Below are 23,521 nucleotides of genomic sequence, written 5' to 3' on the forward strand. Positions count from 1 at the left end.
ATCGTCGCATCACCGGGTCGCGGGTTCGGCGCGCAGCCGAACCGACGCCGACGCGCACCATGAGGTCGGGCGGCATGTGTCGCCGGTCACATTCGGGGTAATCGGTGCGCCATGGCAAACCGAATCGCCGTCGCGGCGGCCCTGCTGGCGGCACCCCTCGCTGTGCTCGGCGGATGCCGCTCAGCCGATCAGACCGATGAGAACGCGACCGATCCCGCGCCCGCCGGGACCGAGAGATTGACCACGCAGCTGAGGACGGCCGACGGAACGCCGGTCGCCAACGCGACCCTCGACTTCGCGAACGGCTTCGCCAGGATCACCGTCGAAACCGTCGAGAGCGGCATTCTGAGCGCCGGCTTCCACGGAATGCACATCCATTCCGTCGGCAAATGCGAAGCCGATTCGGTAGCCCCCACCGGCGGAGACCCGGGCGACTTCCTCTCCGCGGGCGGCCACTTCCAGGCTCCGGGCCACACGGGGCATCCCGCGAGCGGGGATCTGACCTCGCTCGAGGTGCGCTCGGACGGCTCGGCCGAGCTCGTCACGACCACCGACGCGTTCACCGCCCAAGATCTCCTGGACGGAGCGGGCACCGCGTTGATGATCCACGAGGACGAGGACAACTTCGGCCACATCCCGGATCGCTACAGCCAACCGGACGGGACCGCGGGCCCGGATCAGAACACGCTCGCCACCGGCGATGCGGGCGGACGCATCGCCTGCGGCGTGATCGAGGCGGTATCGGACACGACATCGACCACGACCACCACCACGACCACGACGACCACCACGACTCCGAGCACCGTCACCGAGACGACGGTGATCAACCCGACGGTGATCGTGCCGCCGCCGGTCACCGAGACGGTGATCCCGAGCACCACCACCACCGTCACCACCCCGGCCACGACGACTGCGACGACGACTGCGACATTGCCGCCGCCTGGCTAGAGCCGCCTGGGCGGGCTCGTCCTGAGACCGTGCGACTACGAGTCGGATGCGTACGACGCTCGAGGCACGTCGTCGTGCGGCTCCTCCCCCGCAGGACCGAACTTCGACCCCGTTTTGCGCAGCCGGCGTTCGAACAGTCGCTGTAGCGGCGTGGCGAGGAACGTGGTGATGATCGTCATCAGCGCGAGAATCGTGTAGAGCTTCCCCGAGATCAATCCGGCTTCGAGACCGATGTTGAGCAGGATGAGTTCCATCAGTCCGCGGGCGTTGGCCAGGGCTCCCATCGAACCGGCCTCGTACCAGCTCATCCCCTGCGAACGCGCCGCCAGCCCGATGGCACCGAACTTGGCGGCGAACGACACCACCAGGACGAGCCCCGCCATCAGCAGGGTCGACGGGTCGAGGATCAGGGTGAGCTGCGTGTTCAGCCCCGAATAGATGAAGAACGCGGGCAATAGCAGGTATCCCACCAGCGGCTCGAAGCGCTCCCGGATCGTGTCGAGCAGCGCACCGCGCGGCATGACGGCGCCTGCCACGAAAGCGCCGAACACGGAATAGATCCCGACCACATCGGTGAACCAGCTGGCCATCAGAACGACGATGAGAATGATGCTCAACTGGGCGATCGGCAGCCCGCCGGTGCGTTCGACGTCGCCGCGGGGCGGCGTCCACGTCTCCAATTTCGCGAGCAGCGGGCGGCCCAGGTAGGCCATGAACAGCAGATAGAGCAGCCCGCCGCCGATGGCGAGGAACGCGCCGAACAGGCTTCCCTTGGTCGTCGCCACGACGGTCGCCAGCAGCACCCAGGCGCACGCGTCGTCGACCGCGGCGCAGGACAGCGCCATCGTCCCGAGCCTGGTGTTGAGCAGGCCGGAGTCATAGATGATCCACGCCAGCATCGGGAACGCGGTGATGGCGACGGCGGCCGCGACGAACAGACCGCCCTGCCAGTGCACCACCTTGTCGGTGAAGTATCCGCCGAGGCCGACCATCCACCATCCGACGAGCCCGCCGAGGACCAGCGGGACGCCGATGCCCGCGGCCGCGGTGACACCCGCCTGCCGCACGTGTGCGCCGAGGATGTCCAGCTTGAACGACGCCCCGACCAGGAACATGTAGAGCACGAGCCCGAGTTGGCCGACGACATAGATGGCGGTGAGGTTCGGGTGGGTGAACGTCTCGGCCCCGATGGTGAGCTTGGTCGGGAAGAGCCACTGCTGCGCAGCGGGCCACAGCCAGCCCAGAACCGAAGGGCCGAGCAGGAATCCGGCCACCATGATCGCGACCACCTGCACCTGGGCGAGTCGGCGGAACAGCGGCCAGAGCAGGCGGTAGGTCAGCAGGATGACGGCGACCTGCAGGAAGAAGTGGGCGGTGATCGAGAGCAGAGAGGGCAATGCGGTTCCTAACGCCGATCCGACCAACGGAACACGGACAGGCACGCGAGTAGACCGGCGATGCTCCACGCCGCGAGCACCAGGAAGATTCGCCCGTGTTCCCAGCTGCCTGCCGGTTCGAAGGCGACCATGTCAGAAGGCAGCAGCACCGACCGGAATCCCTGCGCCATCCACTTGACGGGAAAAATCGATCCGGCGATCAACATCCAGGCCGGCAACACCATGAGCGGTACGTAGGTTCCTGACAGGAACTGCAGGCCGACAGCCGGGCCATTGGTCATCACGGCAGCCGAGAGGGCGTTGTTGACGAGGTTGCTGACGAAGATGCCCAGCAGTGAGCAGCTGATGATGCCGAGGACGAAGACCCATGCCAGGGTGAGCCACCCGGAAAGGTCGGCGGGAAGGTGGAGTCCGAAGACCAGCACTCCCACCGCCAACAGGATCACGGCCTCGGCGAGACTCACGATGGCGACGAGCATGATCTTCCCGATGAAGTACGACGACGCGGTGGCCGGTGTGCCGCGCAGTCGCCGCAAGGCCCCCGTCTCACGATCGGCGGCGATGCCGACGCCCAGGTTGACGAACGATGTCGAGAGGATTCCGTAGGCGAGCATGCTGGCCGCGATGACGGCGCCCGTACTCGTCTGCGTGCCCGGCAGTTTCGCCGTGAAGATCGATCCCAGCAGCAGGCATATCACCGCGGGCATCGAGAACGTCAAGACCACTTGTTCGGGCCTGCGGTAGAACATCTTCAATTCGGGCACCACACGTGAGAATCCGATGCGCACCGCCGAGGGCAGCGCCGGCTCCGGGTTCGTCGCGCGGTGGCGCGGCGGTGTGGTTCCGGTCATGTGCTCGAGGGACATCACGTGTGGCCGATCAGATGCAGGTAGGCGTCTTCCAGCGTCGGCCGGGTGATCGTCAGCTGGGCCAGCTCCACCCCGTCGGCACTGCGCCGCCGGACCAGTTCGGTCGGGAAATCCGTTGTCTCTTCCCGGAGCTCGCCGCCCTCCACCCACCGGACCGTCGCCGCCGAGCTGACGTGCTCGGTCAGCATCACCGGCGAGTCGACGGCCACCACCCTGCCGCCCGCGATCACCGCGACACGATCCGCGAGCGCGGCGGCCTCCTCGAGATAGTGGGTGGTCAGCAGGACGGTGGTGCCGTCGGCCGCCAGAAGCTTGATGAGTTGCCAGAATTGGCGTCGCGCCTCCGGGTCGAATCCGGTTGTCGGCTCGTCCAGGAACAGGAGCTCGGGCCTGCCGATGATGCCGAGGGCGACGTCGAGGCGGCGGCGTTGCCCGCCGGAGAGCGCCCGCACCCGTGAACCGGCGACGGCGCCGAGGCCGACGAGTTCGAGCACCTCTGCGGGGTCGCGCGCGGTGCCGTAACAGCTCGTGAACATGCGGACGGTCTCGATCACCGTGAGCATCCCGGCGTCACTGACCTCCTGCAGCACGATGCCGATCCTGGCCCGCCAGTTCCGGCCCGCGGTTTCTGGGTCCATTCCGAGCACGCGGACGGCACCCGAATCGCGGGTTCGGTTGCCTTCCATGATCTCGATGGTCGTGGACTTCCCGGCGCCGTTGGGGCCGAGGATGGCGAAGACCTCGCCGTAGCCGACGTCCAGATCCAGGTCCCGCACCGCCTTGGTGCGTCCGTAGGCCTTGGACAGCCCCCGGACGTGTATCGCGGTCGAGTTTGCCGCCGTCATGGGGCGGCGCCACCCTCGAGTTCGGCCAGCAGTTCCCGTAGTTCGGCATCCGACAGCTCGTCGATCAGCCGGTTGACGTCGTCGTCCGTCGACGTCTCCGATGGGGCTTCGGTTATCGCCGCGGGCGTTTCACCCGCGGCGGCCGTCGCAGACGCCTCGCCGTGGATCGAACGCAGCTCGGCGAGCACGCGATCGGCCAGTGAATCGACGCTCACCCCCTTGAGGATCTCGAGCACCGGGAGGTCGATCGAGAACGTGGTGTTGATCCTGACCCTGAAGTCCATCGCCATCATCGAGTCCAGGCCGATGTCGTCGAGCATGTCGTCGTTCTCGAAATCGGTGACTGCGCAGTCGAACACGGCGGCGACGAGGCGCTCGACCTGACCGACGACCACCCCGAGGCGCTCGGGCTCCGGCGTGCTCGCGAGCACGTCGAGTATCGAGCCGTCCGATCCGGTGTGCCCGGACGAGGCGATGGCGGCGTCGAGGTCGGCGAACATCTTCGGCAGGTGCCCGCCCAGGAGTTGCCGTGCTCGGCTCCAGTCGGCGCTGATCGCGATGATGTTCGGCGTCGCCTGGTTGATGAGGCGGTCGAGGATCCGGGCGCCCGCCGAGGGCGTGATCAGTTCGATTCCCCGCATGGCGTAGACGTTCTCGAGGTTGAGTTCTTCGACCATGCCCACCGACCACGGGCCCCACCCGATGGTGAGCGCAGGCAGGCCGTCGGCATGCCGCTGATGGGCGAAGGCGTCGAGGAAGGCGTTGGCGGCGGCGTAGTTGCCCTGACCGGGCGAGGCGACCACCGATCCGGCGGACCCGAACATCACGAAGAAGTCGAGGTCGTGCTCGGCGAATGCGGAGTGCAGCGCCCGGGTTCCGGTGATCTTGGGAGCCAGCACCTTGAGGAAGTCGTCCTCGCTCACGTTGACGAGCAGCTGGTCGTGCACCGATCCCGCGGCGTGGATGACTCCGCGCACCGGTCGGCCGCCCGCGCGGTCGAGGTCGGTCAGCCAGGCGGTCAGCTCGTCGGCGTCGGTGATGTCGACGCCGGCGATGCTCACCGTCGCACCGAGACGTTCGATCGCCGTGACGGCGTCGACGGTGGCGAAGTGCCGGTCGCCCTGGGTCAGGTCGGGCCAGCGATCCCGCGGCGGGAGCCCGCTGCGGCTGAGCAGTGCGATGTGTCGCGCGCCGCGTTCGGCGAGGAAGGTGGCGACGGTGCGGCCGAGCGCTCCGGTGCCGCCGGTGACGACATAGGTCGCGTCCGGGGAGAGCTTGGTGGGGAACGGTTTCGTCAGTGTTGTGCTGACGCGCAGTCGGGGGACGAGCGTGACCTCGCCGCGGATCGCGACCTGGTCCTCGGATTCGGGGTCGAGGATGTGCCGGCAGACCCGTGTCGCGGTGTCGTCGAGGTCGTCGGCGGCGTCGATGTCGACGAGTCCGCCCCAGCGTTCCACGAACTCCTGATGGCCGATGACCCGGCCGAGCCCCCAGACCGCGGCCTGGTCGACGGCCAGCGGTTCGGTTCCCAGTGCCGGTTGAGCGTTGGCGGTGATCAGGTACAGCCGCGGTGTGACGGTGTCGTGTGCGGCGAGGGCCTTCGTCAGGCGCAGAACCGTGAGGACCCCCAGCTGGTGGCTCATCTCGGGGGTGTCGGCGTCGACGTCCACCGGCCAGCAGTCGACGACGCCGCCCAGGCCGCCCTCGCGCTCGAGGTGCACGTCGAACAGCCGGGCCAGCTGCTCGGGGCTGCGCGGGTCGATCGCGTAGCCGCCGTCGATCTCGGTCAGCGCCTCGACATTCCGGTGTGCGACGGTGTGCACGCGGTGGCCGCTGCGCCGCAGCCGGTCGGCGATGCCCGCGCCGACGTCGAGGCCGTCGACGAAGACCAGCCAGGACGCGGGCTCGACCGGGTCGGGGTGCTCGGGACTCTCGGGCAGCGGTTCCCACTGCAGTTCGTAGAGGCCCTTGTCGATGCGCTCGGGCGACATGCGGGACGAGGCGCTCAGCGATGCCACCGTGAAGCCCTCGAAGACGGCGACCAACTCGCCGCGGTGGTCGCAGATCGTGATGTCGCTCGCGATCTCCTCCGCGGTCGCCGACACCACGCGCAGGTGCACGGTCATGTCGCTCGTGGCCGGGCCGTAGACGGCGCTGCGCCGGATCCGGCTGGGCAGGTAGGTGCTGCCGTCGGCGTCACGGCCGGGAAGCGGTGTGCCGAAGAGTGTTTGGAAGGCGGCGTCGACGAGCGTGGGATGGAACCGGTAGTGGTCGACTTCGCCGGCGACAGCCGGCGGAATGCTGATGTCGGCGACCGCCCAGCCGTCGCCGGCGGTGAGTCCCGTGATCGACCGGAACGCGTCGCCGTAGTCGAATCCGATCGCCCGGGTGAGGGCGTAGAAGTCGTCGCCGCTCATGGTGCCGCCCGGCTGCCCGCCGGTCCCGAGGTCGCGGCTACGCGGAGACCTCGGGAGCGTGTTGAGTTCCGCGGTCGCGGTGATCGTCCACTTGAGTTCGCCGTCGGCCGTCGCGGTGAACGCGGCGAATTCCAGGCCGCCGGTGTCCTGGTTGAGGGTCGTCCGCAGGATGGGGTCGCACGTGTCGTCGAGGATGAGCGCCCGGTGCAGCACGAGGTCGTCGACGCCGAGGTCGGTGCCGTAGGTCTCCCGCGCGGCCGCCGTGGCCATCTCGATGTACACCGCCGCGGGAACGACGACGCTGCCCTGCACCCGGTGATCGGCGAGGAACGGGACGAGGCGCGTACTCAACTCGACTTCCCAGGTCGGATGCACGGCGCTCACCGGTTGCCCCAGCAACGGGTGGACCGGGTGGTAGTGCAGCGCCTCCGCCGCTTCCTGGGTCTCGTTCCAGAACCGGCGGGACTGCCAGGGGTAGGACGGCAGCTTCAGCAGCCGTGCGTCGGTGCGCGGATGCAGTGCCTCCCAGTCGATGTCGTGTCCGTGGTCGTGTAGCGCGCCGACCCCGGCCATGAACGTGCGCACGTCGTCGTCGTTGCGCCGCTGGGTCGCCAGCACCACGGCTTTCTCGGCTCCGGCGATCTCGAAGATCGACGCCGCGAGCACGGGATGCGGGCCCAGTTCGATGAAATGGGTGTAGCCGTCCTCCATCATGGCACGCATCGCGGGCTCGAAAAGCACTGTGGCGCGCGTGTTCTGCCACCAGTAGGCGGCGCCGGCGTCGTACTTGTCCAGGCGTTCGCCGGTGACTGTCGAGTACAGCGGGACAGTCGCCGGGTCCGAGGACATCCCCTCGAAGGCGTCGTAGAGGTCCTCCTTGATCGCCTCCATGTAATGGGTGTGATACGGCACCTTGCCGGTGAGGAACCGGTTGAAGATCTCGTTCTCGTCGAGGCGGCGGGCGATGTCGTCGAGGACGTCGCCGTCGCCGGCGATGGTCACCGCGGACGGGCTGTTGATCGCAGCCACGGACACCCGCCGGCCGAACTCGTCACGTGTCCTGTCATCGATTGCCGCCAACAGCGATTCGGCGTCGAGACCGACGGCGAGCATCCGGCCGAGGCCGCTGGTGCGCTGCTGGAGCCTGCTGCGGTGATAGATCACCTCGACGGCCTGCTCGAAGCTCAGCAGGCCCGAGAGGTGGTGGGCGGCCACTTCACCGGCACTGTGGCCGATGATCGCGTCGGGTGTGATCCCGAGCTGCTCGAGTTGCGCGGCGAGCGCGACCTGGACGGCGAAGTTCGCGGGTTGCGCGAACTCGGTTTCGCCCATGCGGGAGGTGGTTTCGTCGCGGCGGAGCTCTTCGGTCAGCGACCAGCCTGCGTAGCGGGCGAGTTCGCGGTCGGTTCTGGCGATGCTGTCGGCGAAGGCCGGCAGCACGTCGAGCAGGTCGCGGCACATCCGCCACCACTGCGGACCCATCCCGGTACAGACGAACGCCAGCTTGGGCGTCGTCGAAGCTGTTCGCGCCGAGGCGATCTGCCCGCCGTCGGCGAGCGCCCGGAGCTGGTCTCGAGCGTCGGAGACGTCGGACGCGACCAGGGTGTGGCGATGGTTGAGGTGGGCGCGTCGTTGCGACAGCGTGTAGCCGAGATCGTGCAGCGTGATGTCGCTGTGAGCACTCAGGTGGTCGGCCAACTGGCGCGCCGTCGCCACCAGGGCCTCCTCGCTGCGCGCCGAGATCGGCAGCAGGGTGAGCGGGAGGTCACCGACGGGCTTCGAGGGAGGCGCACCGAGGGGCGCGGGCGGTTCGGCCAGTACGACGTGGGCGTTGGTGCCGCCGAAACCGAACGAGTTGACCCCGGCGATGCGTCGTTCCCGGCTGGGGAACGGGCGACCCGTTCGTGGCACGTCGAGCCTGAGCTCCGTGAGGGAGACCTGGCTGCTCGGATTCTGCAGATGCAGATGGGCCGGGATGTAGCCGTGCTTGAGCACCAACGCCGTCTTGATCAGTCCGGCCACCCCGGCACCCGCCTCCAGGTGGCCGATGTTGGTCTTGACCGACCCGATCAGCAGCGGGTCGGTCGGGGCCCGGCCCGAGGTCAGCGCGGCGGCGAGTGCCCGCATCTCCACCGGGTCACCGACGGGCGTTCCGGTGCCGTGTGCCTCCACGTAGCCGACGTCGCCGGCGTGGACGCCCGCCCGCCGCAGCGCCGACCCGATAGCGGCTGCCTGCGCCTCCGCGCGGGGCACGGTGATGCCGTCGGTGCGGCCGTCCTGCGACACCGCCGTGCCGAGGATCTGCGCGTAGATCTCGTCGCCGTCGCGCAGCGCCTGCTCGAGTGGCTTGATGACGACGACCGCGCCGCCCTCTCCCCGCGCGTACCCGTCGGCGGACTCGTCGAACGCCTTGCAACGGCCGTCCGGGCTGAGGAATCCGCTCTTGGACTCCGCGATCGCCGTGTTCGGGCCGATCATGATGTTCACACCGCCGGCCAGGGCGAGATCGCTCTCGCCGTTCCAGATGCTCTGCGCCGCCAGGTGCACCGCCACCAGCGAGCTCGAGCACGCTGTGTCGACTGTCATGCTCGGACCGCGGAAGTCGAAGGCGAACGAGATCCGGTTCGCCAGCATCGTCATCATCATCCCGGCGGCGGAATGGGTCTTGAACTGGTAGCGGCTGCCGCGGCCCAGATTCTGCAGCAGTTGGTAGTCGAGGGTGAAGCCGCCGATGAACACCCCGACGTCGCGTCCCGCCAGCCGGTCGGGAGGTATCCCCGCGTCCTCGAGCGCCTCCCACGTGGTCTGCAGCATCAGCCGCTGCTGCGGGTCGATCGAGTGCGCCTCGCGCGGCGAGATCCCGAAGAACTGCGGATCGAATTGGTCGATGTCGGCGAGGAAACCTCCTCGCCGGGTGACCATCTTGCCGACCTTCGCCGGATTCGGATCGTGGAAACGTGCGGCGTTCCACCGTGATTCGGGAACGTCACCGGTGGCGTCGGTGCCGCTGGTCAGCAGATTCCAGTAGCCGTCCGGGGAATCCGCGCCGCCGGGCAGGCGGCACCCGATTCCGACCACCGCCAACGGCGCCGGCGTCCCTCGGTCACTGAGCATCTCCATGCGTGCCCTCCACGCCTCGTCGTGAAACACGGTGGATCGCGATCGGCGCGAGCCGCGACTCAACTCGGTCGGAGCTCGGGGACGGCGGTGTGGATCCACTCCGTGCTGATCGGGTTGTCCTGTTGTTCGCGGCGGTAGACGGAGCGGAGTTCCCGCAGCAGGGAGTCGCGCTGCCACGCCTGCACCTGCGCGACCGCGGCGTCGTCGGTGAACACCCCGGACTTGGCCGCGAGGACGGTCTCGACGAGCTGGCCTGCCATCTGACGGAGCAGCCGGCCGTTGGCGTCGAACTGCTCGGCGAAGTTCGGCGCCGTGCCCATCATCGCCGTGTGCAGTGCCACCATGAAGTTCAGCGGCGAGTACAGGTCGACGAACTGCACCGGCGAGCCGCCGCCCTCGACGGCAGCCCATTCCCGGAAGAACCGTTGAACCCGGTTGCTGAGTGCGATCAGGCCTTCGAGGTGAGGCACCACGGCGGGATCGTCGGCGACAGAGACGAACCGGCCGTTCTGGTAGAGCAGGCCGACGAATCCCCAGTAGAAGGCGACATCCCAGATGATCTTCGCCGACATCACCGTCGGCGTGCCCATCAGCGTGTACTGATCCTGGTACACCGCGAGCCACATGTCGGTGAGCGACCGGAACAGGGAGTCGCTGATCCCCGACCTCGCGACGACGTCTTCGCCGTCGAGGTCGCGGGTGATCATGTCGGTGATGAGGCCGTTGCCGATCGCGACCAGATCCAGTCCGGACGAGTACAGCGGGTCGAGGAAGATCGCCGCGTCCCCGGTGATGCCCCAGCGCTCCCGGCCGTCGAACACCTTGGTGGCGCCGTGGCTGTAGTGCTTCATCACCCTGAAGTCCTTGATCTGGTCGTCGTGCTTGGCCAGTTCGTCGGCGCACTGCGGTTCGTGTTCGCGGATCCAGGCCTTGGCCTTGGCGAGGGTGTTGAAGTCGTCGAAGGCGTGGAACCGGGGGTCGGCGACGATGCCGACGCTGGTGGCACCGGAGGCGAGCCGGATGAGCCAGACCCAGTAACCCTCGCCCATGAGGTGGTTCGTGGACATCGCCCGGTCACCCTCGACCAGGCGCGACTGCCAGCTCGGGTCGTCACTCCACTTGCCGACGTCGAGCTCGACCGCGACCCGGAACCAGGCGGCGTTGCAGTGGTGCTCGGTGGCCCGTTTCAGTTCCAGCTGACGCGGCAGTGTCCGGTTCCGCCCCGAGGCGTCGACCACCCAGCGGGCGGTGGTGCGGGCGGTCTGGTCGCCGTCCTGGAAGGTGACCGTGTGCGGGCGGCCGTCGGCGCCGAACTCGACGTTGCGGACCCGGCCGCGGGCGATGTCGACCCCGGCCGCCAGGCAGCGGCGGGCGAGTTCGTTCTCCAACCTGCCGCGGTCGATCTGGTAGGTCACCTGCGGCACGAACGAGGAGCTGCCCAGCTCCACCCGGCGCGCGATGTCGGTGTTCCCGTCGTGTGAGAAGAACATCCGAAGCCCCATCTTGCGGAGCTGCGCGGTGCTGAGGTGGTCGCCCAGACCGAGCCGGTCACGCAGGTAGTGCGCGGAGACCTCGACGGTCGACTCGCCCACGGTGTGGGTGATCTCGGGGACGGGATGCGCGGACGGCTCGATGATCCGGATCCGTGTCCTGGGACGTGCGGAGCGGATCTCCAGCGCCAGCGTGAGCGCTGCGACGCCGCCTCCGACGATGACGAGATCGTGGTCTGCGGCGGTGTCGCCGTCGTCGGACAGCTGAGACCGGATCCGGCGGGCCAGTGCCGCCCGTGTCTCGGAGTCCAGCCGCGACAGCTGCGCTCGCACCTCCACGCGTCACCTTCCTTTCGCCGCCGGAGGAGAAGAGTTACCCCACCGTCAGCGACGCTACACAGCAATTCTCGGTCGAAAAGCCTGGTGAGCGGCTTCGTCACGAAGACGTCAGTTCCTCGCGCGGCAGCACGAGGGGCCTTCCCCCGACTGCCGGCCGACGGGCCTGCTACGTCCGCGTCGGGCTCTGCAGGACCGCGGCGATGAGGCCGGTCAGCGCGTCGACCGCGGCGGCGACCGAGGTCGCCCCTCGGTTCATCTCGGCGGCGATCGCCTCGGCTGCCCCCAGGATGCCCACGCAGCACAGGCGAAGCGCTGCCGGCGGGAGGCTCGAGTGCGGATTCAGTGCGCGGACCATCAGGTCCGTGTAGCTGTCGAGCATGTCGTGCTGCAAGGCCTCCATCTCCGGGTCGCCCTTCAGCGCGGCGGAGATCACGGTGAACTCCGGCGCCTCGGTGGCGCAGGAGAAGTAGGCGGTGCTCATGACCCGTGCGGTCTCGCCGGGACTGTCTCCGGCGTCCTGCAGCGCCCGCTGCGTCGCGGCTCGGTGTCGTTCGTCGAGCTCGCGGTAGAGCGCGAGCAGGAGGCCGGGGCGGGTCTCGAAGTGCAGGTAGACGATGGGCCTGCTCACCCCGGCTGCCTGCGCGAGGGTCAGCAGCGTCAGGTCGTCGGTCCCGCGGTCTCGCACGATCGCCAGTGCCGTGTCGAGCAGCTGTCGCCGCCTCTCCTGCTTCGACAGCCGGCCGGTCATCGACGGCGCTCCTTCCCTCTACCTACACTTTGTAACTTACAGAGTGTAACTTCCCGTAGGGCGCGTCGCACCACCGAACACTCAGGAGAGACACATGAAGATGGCGTGGTACATGAAGCCCGGCAACAAGGTGATCGTGGCCCTGTCGCGACTCGGATTGAGCTTCGGCGACAAGGGTCCGGTGGTGCTGACGGTGACCGGGCGCAAATCGGGGGCGGCACGTTCGACGCCGGTGACGCCGATGACCGTCGACGGAAAACGGTACGTCGCCGGCGTCCCGGGAGCCGACTGGATCGCCAACGCGCGTGCGGCGGGCCGGGCCACGCTGCAGCGCGGTCGTCGAACCGAGCAGGTCCGGATTGTCGAGCTCGCCGAGCAGGAGGCTCGACCGCTGCTCCGGCAGCTGCCGGAGCTGGTGCCGGGCTGGGTCGGATTCCTCCGCAAGGGAGGCCTCATAACCGACGGCACCCCCGATGAGTTCGAGGCTCTGGTCGGCGCCATGCCGATCTTCCGCCTCGATCCGCGGCCCTGAACGGATCGGTGACACTCCGCCGTGGTCACGGCCTGCCGGACATCGCACTGAATTGGCGAAACCGCAATGCATTTCACGCATCCCGCATAGCATCCCGCCCGGGTCACATTCGGTCGGAGGGGGATTCATGAGGCAGGTTTCGGCATGGGTGGGGGCCGGCGTGCTGACAGCCGGCGTCTCGGCGGCGATGTTCGCCGGGGCGGGCGCGGCGAACGCCGACGAAGGCGGATCGGATCCCAAGGACACCGCGACATCGGCGACCAGCGACGCCCCATCGAAGACGACGGCCTCGGCCGAACACCGGAAACGCCCCGCCCTCGGTGAACGAAATTCCGGCGCAGCAAAGGAGCCGCGCCGCGCCGGCCACCTTCGGCGTGGCGAGGCTTCGGTGCGCGACAGCGTTCGCGGTGATCGCGACCCGGGTGCCGATGAAGCCGTATCCGCCGATCAGGAAACCGCCCGAACAGCCCGGACCGACAAGAAGCGCCGCGGCGTCGTCGAGCCCGACGCGCGGGCCGGCACCGAACCCGGCATCGAGTCTGTGGCGGCACCGAGCGTCGCGACGAAGGAGCCGGCCACCCGCCCCGGACTCTCCGACATCCGCCGCGAGATCACTGCGCGCCTGACGCCGCGCATCCCGGACCGCGAGCAACCGGCCAAGACCGTCGACACCAGCCCGGGCACCGACGCCGTGACGACGCTGCAGGCTCCCGCGTCCATCGCCGCCGAAGACACCGCACCGGCCGCCGCGTCACGCAAGATCCCGGTGATCGGCGAAATCCTCGGGCCGGACCAACCGGATTACCCGCCGCTGGTCAGGGCCGTCGGATCGGCCATCTTCAACCTGCTCGGCGCCGTGGTGCAGGCCGTCGACGGCCCGCCCCGGGTGCCGCATGAGTTGCGGGACTCGGTCAAGGTCAGCAGCTCCACCCTGGTCGTCTCGCCAGGAAACGAGATCGCGGCCGACTGGTACTTCCCCGCCGAGGCCGATCCGGCGAAACCTCCCCAACGGATCATCTACCTCCAGCACGGCATCCTCGCGAGCGGACCGATGTACAGCCACACCGCGTCCTATCTGGCGCAGCGCACCAACAGCGTCGTCGTCGTGACCACGGTGACGTCCAACCCCTTCGCCGACGACGGCATGTGGCTGGGCGGCGACAACATGCACAAGGCGGTCGCCCAGCTGTTCCTCGACGACGACCGTGAAGCGCTGAACGCGTCCCTGACGACGGCCACGCTCAAGGCCGACGCTCCGATCATGACCGTGCCCAAGGACTTCGTCCTCGTCGGTCACTCTCTCGGCGGCGGCTTCGTGCCCGGTGTCGCCGGTCACTACGCCGAGGGACTGGTGACCCGCCGCGACGACCCGGCGAACGCCGAGGACGAGGCCAATCACCTGGCCGGCGTGGTGATGCTCGACGCGGTGCCGTTCCACCCGATCATGCCGCGGGCGACGGACCGCCTGAAAATCCTTGAGTCCAGCGGTGATCCCGCCGACTACGTGCCGATGTACGAGATCGGTGCGCCGACCAACCTCTTGAACGCGTTCAGTTCGGTGAACGACGAACTCACCGAGGCACGGCCCGGGAAGTTCAACGGCGTGGTCATCAACGGCGGTGTCCACATGGACGGGATGCTCGGCGGGAACCCGCTGATCCAGGCGGCGGCCTATCTCGTCGCCGGCATCCCGCAACCGCAGAATCCGCCGGCCGTGCAGTGGCTGATGGCCGGGTGGATCAACGACATGTTCGAGGGCACTGTCGACCCGACGACAGGTCGTTGCCTCGGCGACGACTGCCACGGCATCTACGGGGATGTCGGCAGCACGATCCGGATCCCGACCGAGAAGGGTGAGGCGTCGGCCGTGGTGATCGACTCCGGCGAGCTGCCTGCCGACGCGCGGCTGACCGACCGTTTCGAGCCGCGGGACGCGTCCTCGGCGGATGTGCCGCGAGGCTGGCAGTACTGGATTCCCCTGCAGATCGCGGCCTGATGGCCGACGGCATCACGGTCTTCTGAGGCGCCAGCCCACGTAGGTCACGCCGATGCCCAAGGCTGCGATCAGCGGCCCGGCGACCGACCACGTCGTCGTGTTGCTCATCGGACTGCCGCCCACCAACCCGATCCCCTGCAGGGTGAACAACACACCCGCCAGGGTCACCAGGATTCCGACCGCCACCAGCAAGACGCTTCTCACCACGCCACAGTATCCCGCTGAATTCGGCGCGACCTAGCCACCGGGCGTGGCGAAGACGAACAGCGCCATGAACGCGACGTTGATGAAGAAGGTCGCCTCCACGAGGCTGATGGTGATGAAGAACGGGGTGTAGAGCCGCGACAGTGCCTCGGGCTGGCGGGCGACTCCGGCGATGAGTTGTGCACCGGCCATGCCGTCGCCGACACCGGCGCCGATCGCTCCGCCGGCGAGGACGATCGCCCCGGCCAGCAGTGCGTTGCCCATCAGTTCGTCAGTGGCCATCCCACACCTCCTGCGTTGGTCGAGCGTCCAGCTGTGCCGCGATGATCCCGACGGCGGTGTCGGCCCCGTCCTCATCGGCGAGTAGCCGAGAAACGTGCTGTGCCTTCTGGCGGTACGTCGCCGACCTCGTCGCCGCGGTGATCGCTGCGGCGAGATCCTCAGCGGTGAGCGCATTTCGATGCAAAGGCCGCGTGGCGGCACCGAGGTGGTGCAGCCGTTGCGACCAGAACGGCTGGTCGACGATCCCGGCCACCGGTACCGACGGCACTCCGGCCCGCAGGGCGGCAGCCGTCGTGCCCGCGCCACCGTGATGGACGACCGCGGCCATCCGGGGAAACAGCCAGGCGTGCGGGACATCCTCGATGGTGAGGACGTCCTCGCCGGCGCAGTGCAGCCGCGCCCACCCGGACTGCACCACGCCGCGCACCCCCGCGCTGCGCAGCGCCTGGGAGATCGTCCGGGACAGTGCGTCGCCGCGAGCGGTCGCGGTACTGCCGAACCCCACGTACACCGGAGGCGGCCCGGCCTCGAGGAAGTCGACCAGCCGAGCCGGCGGCCGCCAGCCCGGGCTGCCCGCGGGCCACCAATAGCCGGTGACGTCCAGGCCCGGTCGCCAGTCCCGCGGCCGCGGCACCACGTGTGCGCTGAACCCGTAGAGGATCGGCCACCGGGCCGCGCGCTGCGCCTGGTACGCACGCCGCGGCCGTCGCGGTACACCGAGGGTCCGCCGCAGGTCGTCGATCAGCGGTGTGTAGACCTTCTCGCCGAGGCCGGCCATGTGCCACGCCAACCGGTTGCCCACTCGCCCGAAGGATCGGGCTGTCAACGGTGGCGGGGCGAATTCTGCTGTCACACTGGCGGGCTGGAGGAAGACGCCAAGGCTCGGAATGTCCAGCGCCTCAGCGACGTGATAGCCGAGCAGGGACCCGACAGGTCCGCCGAGGAGCAGCAGGTCGGCGTCGCGGCCGGCATCGGCCATCGCCTCCCCCACGCCGGAGAGATCGTCGCGCATCGCGGCCAGCGTCTCCTTCGACGGGCGCATGCGTGCGCCGTCGATGAGCGCCTGCCCGTAACCGGATGTCCGGGTCGCGTGTTCGGTGTCCCTGGGCAGCCATCGGAACTCCAGACCCGCGCAGGCGATCATGTCTTCATAGGGTCGCTGCGCGGCGATCGCCACGTCGACCCCGAGGTCGTCGCGCAACCGGGCGCCGAGCCCGGTGAGCGGCGCAACGTCGCCACGTGTGCCGAACGCCTCGATCACGATTCGCGTCATCTCTGCGCCCTCGTTGCCAGTTCGAACATCGTCACGAGCTCCTCGCCGTAGGCGACGACGTCGTAGTCCGGGTCGCGCGCGACCTCCCATACCGCTCCGTCCAGCGCTGCGCGCAACGCGTTCTTCATGAACGTGACTGACAGCGGCCGGAACTCACCGCTGCCGACTCCGTCGGCGAAGATCGCCGCCGGATCGAGCAGTGCCAGATCGCCGGTGGGCGGATCGTCGCCGGCCGGCTTCGCGGCAGCCTGGTCGAACCGCAGGCCGTCACTCGACCGGTAACTGGTGACGATGTCGAGCATCGCGACCGCCGGGATGCGGTTCGCGGCGATGAAGGCGGCATTCGCCCGGATGTACGCGGCGAGCTTGCCCGTCGCGGTGCGTTCGGTGCGCACCGCGGAGACGATCGCGGACGCGGCATGCGTCATCACGGTCGCCACCGCTGCCTCGATGATGTCGGACTTCGTTGTGAAGTGGTACAGCACAGCACTTTTTGCGATACCGATGTGGTCGGCGATCTTGGCCACGGACGCCTGCCCGTAGCCGCCCGCCGCGATGATCTCGAGCGCCGCGGCGACGATCTGATCCCGCCGCGCACGCTCGGTGAACGTTGGCTCAGTGTTAGACCGCATGGTCAGATATTAGACCGATCGGTCAGATTCCTGCAAGCGGTGCTATCTGTCCACGCGGCCCACGCCGCTGAGGATCGTCTGCAGGATCTCCTTCGGCACCGCCGACCCGGACGCCGCCGTGAACAGGATCCGCATGCACCGGCTCCCTGTGGAACAGAGCGTCGTCATGCACGGTGTCCCGGAGTGGGGCGGCGCGAACTCCTAGGCGTTGGGCTGCCGCAGCACGGGCTGATCGATCTGCTCGCGGAGGATGTCGCCGTGACCGGCATGCCGCGCGAACTCTTCGATCATCGAGAGCAGCGTCCATCGCATGCTGACCGTTCCCTCACGGGGATTGGCCTTGGTGTCGTCGAGGGCGAAGCGGGCGGCGATCTGACGTGATCGCGCACTGGCGCGCTCGAACTCGGCGATGACGTCGGCCAGCGACTCGCCGTCGACCACCGCGAAGGTGCCCTCGTCCCGGTTCGAGTATCCGTCGCATTCGGAAGCGTCCAGCTCCGCCCAGAATCGCTGGAACCAGATCCGTTCCGCGGCGGCGGCGTGCTTGATCAGGGAGATCGGCGTCGTCAGCGACGCCACGAGTCGCCGGCGGGCGTCCGCGTCGGACAGACCCTGCGCGGTTGCGATGAGCGCAAGGCGGTTGCGGTCGAGCATGTTCTCGATCAGCGTTCGCTCGGCACCGCTGGTGATTCTGTCGATGGGCACGATTCTTTCGCTCCGATCCCTTGCAGTTGAGTTGCGCCACAGGTCGCGGTGATGTGTGTCGGCGGCTCAGAGGCCGAACCAGGAAGATGGCGACGCATCACGCGCCGCGGGCCGGGCAGTGATCACCGCCCCGGCCGGTCAGGGACGACTGCCCCTGAGGAGACTATGTCACGGGTTTCGGTGCCTCAGGCCGTGATGCGCATCTCGGCACCCGGGTGCGAACTGAGCGTGATCACCACCGTGCCGCTGCCCGTTCCGAACGTGGTGTTGGCATAGCCGATGAAACCGTAGTGCCCGTCGATCGTCGACACCGCGGTGATCGGACCGCTTCCGGCGGCCCCCGTCTCGAGATTCTCCCAACGGGCGGTGACTGTGAGCGCGCAACGTCCGTCGTAGACGCCGGCGTCGTAGTGGATCGCGACTCGGACACCGTCCTCCACCCGATCGTCGACCTGCACCGACGCCACCTGCGCCTCGGCGCTGACGCTGCCGGCACAGGTCGGGGACGCCACCACGGGGACCCGATCGAGTTGGGCGAAGGGCTCGGCCTGCGCGGCAGCCACCGACCACCAGGGCGCAGCGAGCGCGACGGCGAGCACGCCGGCAGTGCGGAGCGGGGTCATGCCTGTGTATCGGCAGCCGTGGCGACGGCGTTAGCACTGGTCGACGAAACAGGTCCGCATGCACGACGGATGAACCACAATGTGTCTCTCAGCCGGCCCACGAACAACCTGGCAGGACCAGCGTGGCACGTGACGTGATCGCCTTCGACACGACGCTGGGTCACTCATGCCCGGATATCTGGCGAATCCTGCAGGAACCCGACTGGTACCCGCGATTCTTCCACGGCGTCGGTTCGTGCGAGCAGCTTCCCGGCGCTGCCCGCGAGTTCGAGGTGCGGCTGTCCACTCCCCGCGGCGCCGTCGTCGTGCACGGGATGCGTCAGACCGTCCGACGGTCGGGCCTGGAGGTGCGGCTGGAGTCGACACAGGCCAGTCGCACCTTCGTCTCGATCCGGCTGAACCCTGAGGGCGACGGCACCCGGATCGCGGTGCGGATCTTCGCTGTCGGTCTGCTGCACCCCGACATCGCGAAAGCCAGTGACAGCGCGGTCCAGAACTGGGTCCGGGAAGGTCTGGCGCGCATCTCGGACTTCCTCGATCGCAAGCCGTCGTCGTCACTGGCCAACATGGGTGACGGCCGTTCGCTGCACCTGAGCATCGTCAAGACGATGCTCGTGAGCGGGGTGGTCCGCGCGTCACGGCCCGATCGTGGCGTACGACAGCTCAATTCACTCGCCCGTTGGGGATTCACCCTCGCCGGCGGCCTCGGGGCGGCTGCGGCGCGGTCACCGCAGAACACGGCGTCGATCGACGGGTACGGGAGGTCGACCTACGAGGACATGGCCCGGCGGACCACATGCCTGGTGTCGGGCCTCGTCGGTGAGGGCTTCACCAAGGACAGCAAGTTCGCGGTGCTCGCGCGCAATCACTCGGCGATGGTCGAGTGCATGGTCGCGGCAAGCAAGTTGGGCGCCGATCTGGTGTTGCTCAACACCGGCCTGGCGGCGCGCACGATCGAAGACATCGTCCGTGATCACGCGGTCGACGCGATTTTCGTCGACGACGACTTCGAGCCACAGGTGCGCTACCTCCCCCCGGAGATCTCACGAATCTCGACACGCCCTGACTCTGTTGTGCTGCAGCGACACTCGATCGAGGAGCTCATCACCGCCGGCGCCGGTGCGAAACCGGTGGCGCCACCGAAGCAACCCGGCAGACTCATCGTCCTCACCTCCGGCACCACCGGCACACCCAAGGGCGCACGGCGCCCTACCCCACCAGGTTTCGGCGCCATCGCCGCGATGTTGTCGCGGATGCCGCTGCGTCGCGACGAGGTGATGTTGCTGGCCGCGCCGCTGTTCCACGCATGGGGTCTCGCCGCCCTGCAGGTGAGTACTCCTCTGCTCGCGACGGTGGTGTTGATGGAGCGCTTCGACGCAGAGGAGTGCCTGAGGAACATCGAGCAGCACCGCTGCACCGCCATGGTCCTGGTACCGGTGATGTTGCAGCGCATTCTCGAGTTGCCGGCCGCCGTGCTCGACCGATACGACACGTCGTCGCTGAAGGTGGTCGCGAGCAGCGGCTCACCGATCCCCGGTGCGGCCGCCGTCAAGTTCATGGACACCTTCGGCGATGTTCTCTACAACTTCTACGGATCCACCGAGGTGTCGTGGGCGACGATCGCCGATCCAACGGATCTGCGACTCGCTCCGACCACCGCCGGTCGACCGCCGCTCGGTACCCGGATCGCCATCCTCGATCAGCACGGTGTTCCACTGCCGGTCGGCGCCGTGGGACGCATCTTCGTCGGCAACGACATGCTGTTCGAGGGCTACACCAACGCGGACTCCCCGGCCGTCGAAGATCAGCTGATGGACACCGGCGACCTGGGCTACCTCGATGCCGGCGGGCGGCTCTTCGTCGCCGGGCGCGACGATGACATGATCATCTCCGGCGGTGAGAACGTCTTCCCACGGCCGGTGGAAGAAGCGCTCGCCGTCCTGCCGCAGATCGCCGACGTGGCCGTCGTCGGCGTCCCGGATCCGGAGTTCGGTCAACGCCTCGCCGCGTTCGTCGTCCGCGCCGAGGGGGCGTCACTGGACGAGGAGATGGTCAAGACTTACGTCCGGAACCGCCTGAGCCGCTTCTCGATTCCACGCGACGTCACGTTCGTCGGTCAGCTTCCGCGCACCACGACGGGGAAGGTGATGAAGCGCCACCTGGTCGACGGACAGTTCCCGCTGGGGACGGGCTGGCCGGGCAGCTAGTGCCCGGCCCGGTCCTCGCGACGCAACGGCACTTCACCGGGGGCACCGAAAACTCCTCCTGAATCATACTTCTCGGCCATTCGTCGCAGCCGCAGCAACGTTGCGCGATCGTAGGCCGAGGTGATCCGGACCGGATCGGTGGTGTCGATGAAGTTGGCCAGCACTCCTGACGCTGTCCATGGCCCGACAGCCGCGATCAGCCGATCCGCCGTGGCGACGATCGACGGCGCGCTCCCGTCGAGGATGGTGGTGATTCCGAGTGAGTAGGGACTGTTCCGACGGCTGAATGCGCCGGCGTGCCCGGATGGCCGCGCGAGCTTGCCTCCCAGACGGCGTATTTCGACCGTGGTGAGCCGGGAGCCGGAGCCCGGACCCGCCGCACCGAGAATGGCATCGACGGACTCGGGTGGCAGTGCGTCGAGCAGCACGTGGTCCTGGTGCACCGGGGCCGGCGAGGCGGCATCACCGAGCACCGCCGTGATGTCGCGATACGGGATGACGCCGACACTGTCGAGGACCGCAGGCGCCACCTGCCGCACGGTTGCCAACCTTGCCTCGGTGCGGTCACGGTCTGCCCCGACATCGCGGCCGGCCGGGGTGGCGATCTTCAGCACTGCGACGTAGCGACCGGCGATGGCCGCAGGCACGTGTGGCAGATCGGGGACATTGGTCAGTGACAGCGAGGTGGTGTATGCGTCGGGAAGCCCGGCCGACCATCGGGCCCAGTGGCGCAGCACACGGGGAGCGTGGTCTGCCGTGAAGTACAGGGCGCCACCGTAGATCCCCCACACATCGCACAGTCGGAGTTCGGCGGCGGTGATCACGCCGATGGCGGCCTTGCTTCCGCGCATGGCCCAGAACAGGTCGGGGTTCTCCTCGGCGGTGGCCCGGCGCAGGATGCCGTCACCCGTGACGACCTCGAGCGCCAGCACGTGGTCGGAGGCGGCCCCCAGAGTTGCGGCGAGCGGTCCGACGCCACCTCCGCTGAGGTGGCCCACCACCCCCACCGTGCCCGTCGCTCCTGTCACGGCAGCGAGGGAGTACGCGTGGGCGGCGTCGAGGAGCCGTCGGGTCGCAACGCCGGCGCCGACACGCGCCGCACGCCGACCGGGATCGACGGTGCACTGCTGAAGCCGCCCCGTGTGCACGATCACGACGTCATCACCCTGGCTCACCGTTCCGTGGCCGGTGGCGTGTACCGCGACGCGCAGCCCATGACTACCCGCCCAGCGCACGGTGGTACGCACATCGTTCGCGTCGGCGGCGATGACGACCCCTGCCGGACGGCCGACAACAGCCGAGTTCCACGGCCGGGCGACGTCGTACGAAGGATCGCCGGGTTCGGCGAGTTCCCCGGTCAATCGGGCTCGCAGGCCGGCGAAGTCGACGGCGCTCATGCGTCGACGCGTCCTTGGGTGAGCGCGAGGACTCGCCGTGTGAGGTCCGTGTCGGCGTCGGTCAACGCCAGCAGTTCGTCGTAGTGGTTGACCGCCGGACGTTCCCAGAGCGCGCACGGCAGGTCGGCGGCGCGCCAGGAGGTGTGGAGATCCGCCGACTGCCGGATGAATTCGTCGGTTTGGTCGACGCCGTAGGTGATCAGCAGCGGCGGAGCCTGTGCCGGTGGCGTCAAGACCGGGCTGTTCCGGATGACGGTGTCTGCGGTCAGCCGCAGCCGGTGTCGGTGACTGGTGTGCAGCAGTGGACGCAGATCGAACAGTCCGCTGATGGTGCACGCGCCTTTCACCACGCCGGCCGGCAAGCCGAAGACTTCGGCCCACCGGGTGAGCAGCACCATGGCGGCGCCGTGTCCGCCTGCAGAGTGGCCGACGACGGCGATTCGTTCAGGGTCACCGCCGAATCCGGCGATGTTGCGGTAGGTCCAGGCGATGGCGGCGCGGTGCTGGCGCACGATCTCATCGATCGTCACCGTCGGGCACAGGGCGTAGTTCGGGACGACCACCGTGGCTCCATGGGCGGTCGGCCCCATGGCAACGCAACTGAAGTCCCGCCGGTCAGAGACCGCCAGTACCCGCCGTGCAGGAAGACGACGACCGGTCCGCCGGTCCGCCCCGGGAAGACGTCCAGCCGCTCGTCCACCGTTGGCCCGAAGGGGATACCGAACGTGGCGGGGAGATCGGCACGTGCCTGGTTGGTGCGTTCGGCGAAGACGGCGAGCAGGATCGGCAGATTCGTCACCGATGCATCGACGTCGTACTCGCGCTCCAGGATCTCGGAATCGGTGTACCTGAACCCCGACGGGGTCTGGTAGAGCACTTCACCGGTCGCGGCGGGCCCGTGCAGCACCGGTTGTGGCTGACGCATGCTAGCCCCAGAGCTCCCGAATGGTGGCGAACACCTTCTGATCGTGGGTGAACTCGATGGTGTTGCCGTCGGGATCGATGATGCCGACCGTGTAGCCGATGTCGCCGCCCATGTCGATTGGGCCCCAGGCGAAATCAAGGCCCATGTCGCGCGCCTTCGCTGCCACCTGGTCCACCTCGTCGCGGGTGGGGAACTCCATTCCCAGATGGGCCCACGGCGTGAGGATGGATATCGACTTTTCGGGGTCGAGGCCGAACTTGCGTCCTTCCTCGCCCTTGAATTCTCCGAGCACGAGGACGAACGGTGTCTCGACCTGCCCCGCATTGGACAGCCACGCACCGCGAAGGGTCTCGTTCTCGTTCCTCTTGACCAGGACCAGGGGTGTCAGCGCCTCGAAGAACGCCACCGACCGATTCAAGTCGTTCACCGGCAGCGCGACGTGCGTCCAACGTGGTTCGGTGACGTCAGGCATGGGGATCTCCTTCGGTTGTGCCGCCGGATGGGACGGCGCTCGGTGGTCTCCGCCGTCAAGATGTAATCAATTGCGAGCAAGCTGATTTCGGCGTCTCCCT

At 68.3% G+C, this 23,521-nt stretch carries 20 protein-coding genes; 4 read left to right on the plus strand and 16 right to left on the minus strand.

Features of this window, described 5'->3' with window-relative positions; translation table 11 throughout:
• The first annotated feature begins 111 nt into the window (after nucleotides 1–111).
• Entirely contained in the window at nucleotides 112–948 is an 837-nt protein-coding gene (gene sodC, locus H7I41_RS10830; RefSeq protein ID WP_264012580.1) for a superoxide dismutase[Cu-Zn], read from the plus strand.
• A 35-nt stretch (nucleotides 949–983) separates the two neighbouring features.
• Here sodC and H7I41_RS10835 read toward each other — a convergent pair whose 3' ends face one another.
• The 6 genes from H7I41_RS10835 to H7I41_RS10860 form a co-directional block, all read right to left on the minus strand.
• The gene (locus tag H7I41_RS10835; RefSeq protein WP_264012581.1) at nucleotides 984–2,345 is read right to left on the minus strand and encodes a cation:proton antiporter; all 1,362 of its coding nucleotides are present in this window, start codon (nucleotides 2,343–2,345) and stop codon (nucleotides 984–986) included.
• An 8-nt stretch (nucleotides 2,346–2,353) separates the two neighbouring features.
• Nucleotides 2,354–3,196, minus strand: a complete 843-nt coding sequence (locus H7I41_RS10840; protein ID WP_264012582.1) for an ABC transporter permease — start codon at nucleotides 3,194–3,196, stop codon at nucleotides 2,354–2,356.
• Nucleotides 3,197–3,210: 14 nt separating this feature from the next.
• A complete protein-coding gene (locus tag H7I41_RS10845) occupies nucleotides 3,211–4,059 on the minus strand; it encodes an ABC transporter ATP-binding protein (protein ID WP_264012583.1) in 849 nt (282 codons plus the stop codon).
• A complete protein-coding gene (locus H7I41_RS10850; protein WP_308214605.1) occupies nucleotides 4,056–9,596 on the minus strand; it encodes a type I polyketide synthase in 5,541 nt (1,846 codons plus the stop codon). Before H7I41_RS10850 ends, H7I41_RS10845 begins: the two co-directional genes overlap by 4 nt.
• Before the next feature lie 59 nt (nucleotides 9,597–9,655).
• On the minus strand, nucleotides 9,656–11,419 hold the full coding sequence (locus H7I41_RS10855; RefSeq protein ID WP_372503728.1) for an NAD(P)/FAD-dependent oxidoreductase: 1,764 nt from the start codon (nucleotides 11,417–11,419) through the stop codon (nucleotides 9,656–9,658).
• Nucleotides 11,420–11,591: 172 nt separating this feature from the next.
• Nucleotides 11,592–12,173 carry a TetR/AcrR family transcriptional regulator gene (locus H7I41_RS10860; protein WP_264012585.1) on the minus strand — a complete coding sequence of 194 codons (582 nt, stop codon included), beginning with the start codon at nucleotides 12,171–12,173 and terminating at the stop codon, nucleotides 11,592–11,594.
• A gap of 94 nt (nucleotides 12,174–12,267) precedes the next feature.
• Here H7I41_RS10860 and H7I41_RS10865 point away from each other — a divergent pair, with 94 nt between their 5' ends.
• Together H7I41_RS10865 and H7I41_RS10870 are read left to right on the plus strand one after the other, a co-directional pair.
• A complete protein-coding gene (locus H7I41_RS10865; protein ID WP_264012586.1) occupies nucleotides 12,268–12,705 on the plus strand; it encodes a nitroreductase family deazaflavin-dependent oxidoreductase in 438 nt (145 codons plus the stop codon).
• A 127-nt stretch (nucleotides 12,706–12,832) separates the two neighbouring features.
• Nucleotides 12,833–14,701, plus strand: coding sequence for an alpha/beta hydrolase (locus H7I41_RS10870; RefSeq protein WP_264012587.1), 1,869 nt, complete (start codon nucleotides 12,833–12,835; stop codon nucleotides 14,699–14,701).
• A gap of 12 nt (nucleotides 14,702–14,713) precedes the next feature.
• Here the strand turns inward: H7I41_RS10870 and H7I41_RS10875 are convergent, their stop codons facing one another.
• The 6 genes from H7I41_RS10875 to H7I41_RS10900 all read right to left on the minus strand — a co-directional run bounded on the left by H7I41_RS10875 (nucleotide 14,714) and on the right by H7I41_RS10900 (nucleotide 18,420).
• Nucleotides 14,714–14,905 (minus strand): hypothetical protein, encoded by a 192-nt coding sequence (locus tag H7I41_RS10875; protein WP_264012588.1) that lies wholly within the window; start codon nucleotides 14,903–14,905, stop codon nucleotides 14,714–14,716.
• Nucleotides 14,906–14,938: 33 nt separating this feature from the next.
• Nucleotides 14,939–15,187, minus strand: a complete 249-nt coding sequence (locus H7I41_RS10880) for a F0F1 ATP synthase subunit C (protein ID WP_264012589.1) — start codon at nucleotides 15,185–15,187, stop codon at nucleotides 14,939–14,941.
• Nucleotides 15,177–16,460, minus strand: coding sequence for a glycosyltransferase (locus tag H7I41_RS10885; RefSeq protein ID WP_264012590.1), 1,284 nt, complete (start codon nucleotides 16,458–16,460; stop codon nucleotides 15,177–15,179). The genes H7I41_RS10880 and H7I41_RS10885 overlap by 11 nt, the downstream gene beginning before the upstream one ends.
• The gene (locus tag H7I41_RS10890) at nucleotides 16,457–17,092 is read right to left on the minus strand and encodes a TetR/AcrR family transcriptional regulator (RefSeq protein WP_264012591.1); all 636 of its coding nucleotides are present in this window, start codon (nucleotides 17,090–17,092) and stop codon (nucleotides 16,457–16,459) included. The genes H7I41_RS10885 and H7I41_RS10890 overlap by 4 nt, the downstream gene beginning before the upstream one ends.
• A 201-nt stretch (nucleotides 17,093–17,293) precedes the next feature.
• Entirely contained in the window at nucleotides 17,294–17,746 is a 453-nt protein-coding gene (locus tag H7I41_RS10895) for a DinB family protein (protein ID WP_276008627.1), read from the minus strand.
• A gap of 236 nt (nucleotides 17,747–17,982) precedes the next feature.
• Nucleotides 17,983–18,420, minus strand: coding sequence for a hypothetical protein (locus tag H7I41_RS10900; RefSeq protein ID WP_264012593.1), 438 nt, complete (start codon nucleotides 18,418–18,420; stop codon nucleotides 17,983–17,985).
• Between the two features lie 176 nt (nucleotides 18,421–18,596).
• On the opposite strand from H7I41_RS10900, the gene H7I41_RS10905 reads away from it, so the two are divergent.
• Nucleotides 18,597–20,627 (plus strand): AMP-binding protein, encoded by a 2,031-nt coding sequence (locus H7I41_RS10905; RefSeq protein WP_264012663.1) that lies wholly within the window; start codon nucleotides 18,597–18,599, stop codon nucleotides 20,625–20,627.
• Here H7I41_RS10905 and H7I41_RS10910 read toward each other — a convergent pair.
• Genes H7I41_RS10910 through H7I41_RS10925 form a run of 4 tightly spaced genes read right to left on the minus strand, consistent with a single transcriptional unit; the run spans nucleotide 20,624 to nucleotide 23,421 of the window.
• The gene (locus tag H7I41_RS10910; protein ID WP_264012594.1) at nucleotides 20,624–22,024 is read right to left on the minus strand and encodes an FAD-binding oxidoreductase; all 1,401 of its coding nucleotides are present in this window, start codon (nucleotides 22,022–22,024) and stop codon (nucleotides 20,624–20,626) included. The genes H7I41_RS10905 and H7I41_RS10910 overlap by 4 nt on opposite strands.
• The gene (locus H7I41_RS10915) at nucleotides 22,021–22,587 is read right to left on the minus strand and encodes an alpha/beta hydrolase (protein ID WP_264012595.1); all 567 of its coding nucleotides are present in this window, start codon (nucleotides 22,585–22,587) and stop codon (nucleotides 22,021–22,023) included. The genes H7I41_RS10910 and H7I41_RS10915 overlap by 4 nt, the downstream gene beginning before the upstream one ends.
• Complete coding sequence (locus tag H7I41_RS10920; RefSeq protein ID WP_264012596.1) at nucleotides 22,551–22,949, minus strand: hypothetical protein; 399 nt, start codon at nucleotides 22,947–22,949, stop codon at nucleotides 22,551–22,553. The genes H7I41_RS10915 and H7I41_RS10920 overlap by 37 nt, the downstream gene beginning before the upstream one ends.
• A 1-nt stretch (nucleotide 22,950) precedes the next feature.
• Nucleotides 22,951–23,421 carry a VOC family protein gene (locus tag H7I41_RS10925; RefSeq protein ID WP_264012597.1) on the minus strand — a complete coding sequence of 157 codons (471 nt, stop codon included), beginning with the start codon at nucleotides 23,419–23,421 and terminating at the stop codon, nucleotides 22,951–22,953.
• Between the last annotated feature and the right edge of the window lie 100 nt (nucleotides 23,422–23,521).

Origin of the sequence: [Mycobacterium] manitobense, from assembly GCF_025821665.1 — a bacterium.
Lineage (GTDB): Bacteria > Actinomycetota > Actinomycetes > Mycobacteriales > Mycobacteriaceae > Mycobacterium > Mycobacterium arseniciresistens.

Bases quoted from the DNA above. Each gene is read 5' to 3' on its own strand.
- sodC (WP_264012580.1), top strand. From the start codon at position 112: ATGGCAAACCGAATCGCCGTCGCGGCGGCCCTGCTGGCGGCACCCCTC.
- H7I41_RS10840 (WP_264012582.1), bottom strand. From the start codon at position 3,196: ATGACCGGAACCACACCGCCGCGCCACCGCGCGACGAACCCGGAGCCG.
- H7I41_RS10845 (WP_264012583.1), bottom strand. From the start codon at position 4,059: ATGACGGCGGCAAACTCGACCGCGATACACGTCCGGGGGCTGTCCAAG.
- H7I41_RS10850 (WP_308214605.1), bottom strand. From the start codon at position 9,596: ATGGAGATGCTCAGTGACCGAGGGACGCCGGCGCCGTTGGCGGTGGTC.
- H7I41_RS10860 (WP_264012585.1), bottom strand. From the start codon at position 12,173: ATGACCGGCCGGCTGTCGAAGCAGGAGAGGCGGCGACAGCTGCTCGAC.
- H7I41_RS10865 (WP_264012586.1), top strand. From the start codon at position 12,268: ATGAAGATGGCGTGGTACATGAAGCCCGGCAACAAGGTGATCGTGGCC.
- H7I41_RS10870 (WP_264012587.1), top strand. From the start codon at position 12,833: ATGAGGCAGGTTTCGGCATGGGTGGGGGCCGGCGTGCTGACAGCCGGC.
- H7I41_RS10880 (WP_264012589.1), bottom strand. From the start codon at position 15,187: ATGGCCACTGACGAACTGATGGGCAACGCACTGCTGGCCGGGGCGATC.
- H7I41_RS10885 (WP_264012590.1), bottom strand. From the start codon at position 16,460: ATGACGCGAATCGTGATCGAGGCGTTCGGCACACGTGGCGACGTTGCG.
- H7I41_RS10890 (WP_264012591.1), bottom strand. From the start codon at position 17,092: ATGCGGTCTAACACTGAGCCAACGTTCACCGAGCGTGCGCGGCGGGAT.
- H7I41_RS10895 (WP_276008627.1), bottom strand. From the start codon at position 17,746: ATGCTCGACCGCAACCGCCTTGCGCTCATCGCAACCGCGCAGGGTCTG.
- H7I41_RS10900 (WP_264012593.1), bottom strand. From the start codon at position 18,420: ATGACCCCGCTCCGCACTGCCGGCGTGCTCGCCGTCGCGCTCGCTGCG.
- H7I41_RS10910 (WP_264012594.1), bottom strand. From the start codon at position 22,024: ATGAGCGCCGTCGACTTCGCCGGCCTGCGAGCCCGATTGACCGGGGAA.
- H7I41_RS10920 (WP_264012596.1), bottom strand. From the start codon at position 22,949: ATGCGTCAGCCACAACCGGTGCTGCACGGGCCCGCCGCGACCGGTGAA.
- H7I41_RS10925 (WP_264012597.1), bottom strand. From the start codon at position 23,421: ATGCCTGACGTCACCGAACCACGTTGGACGCACGTCGCGCTGCCGGTG.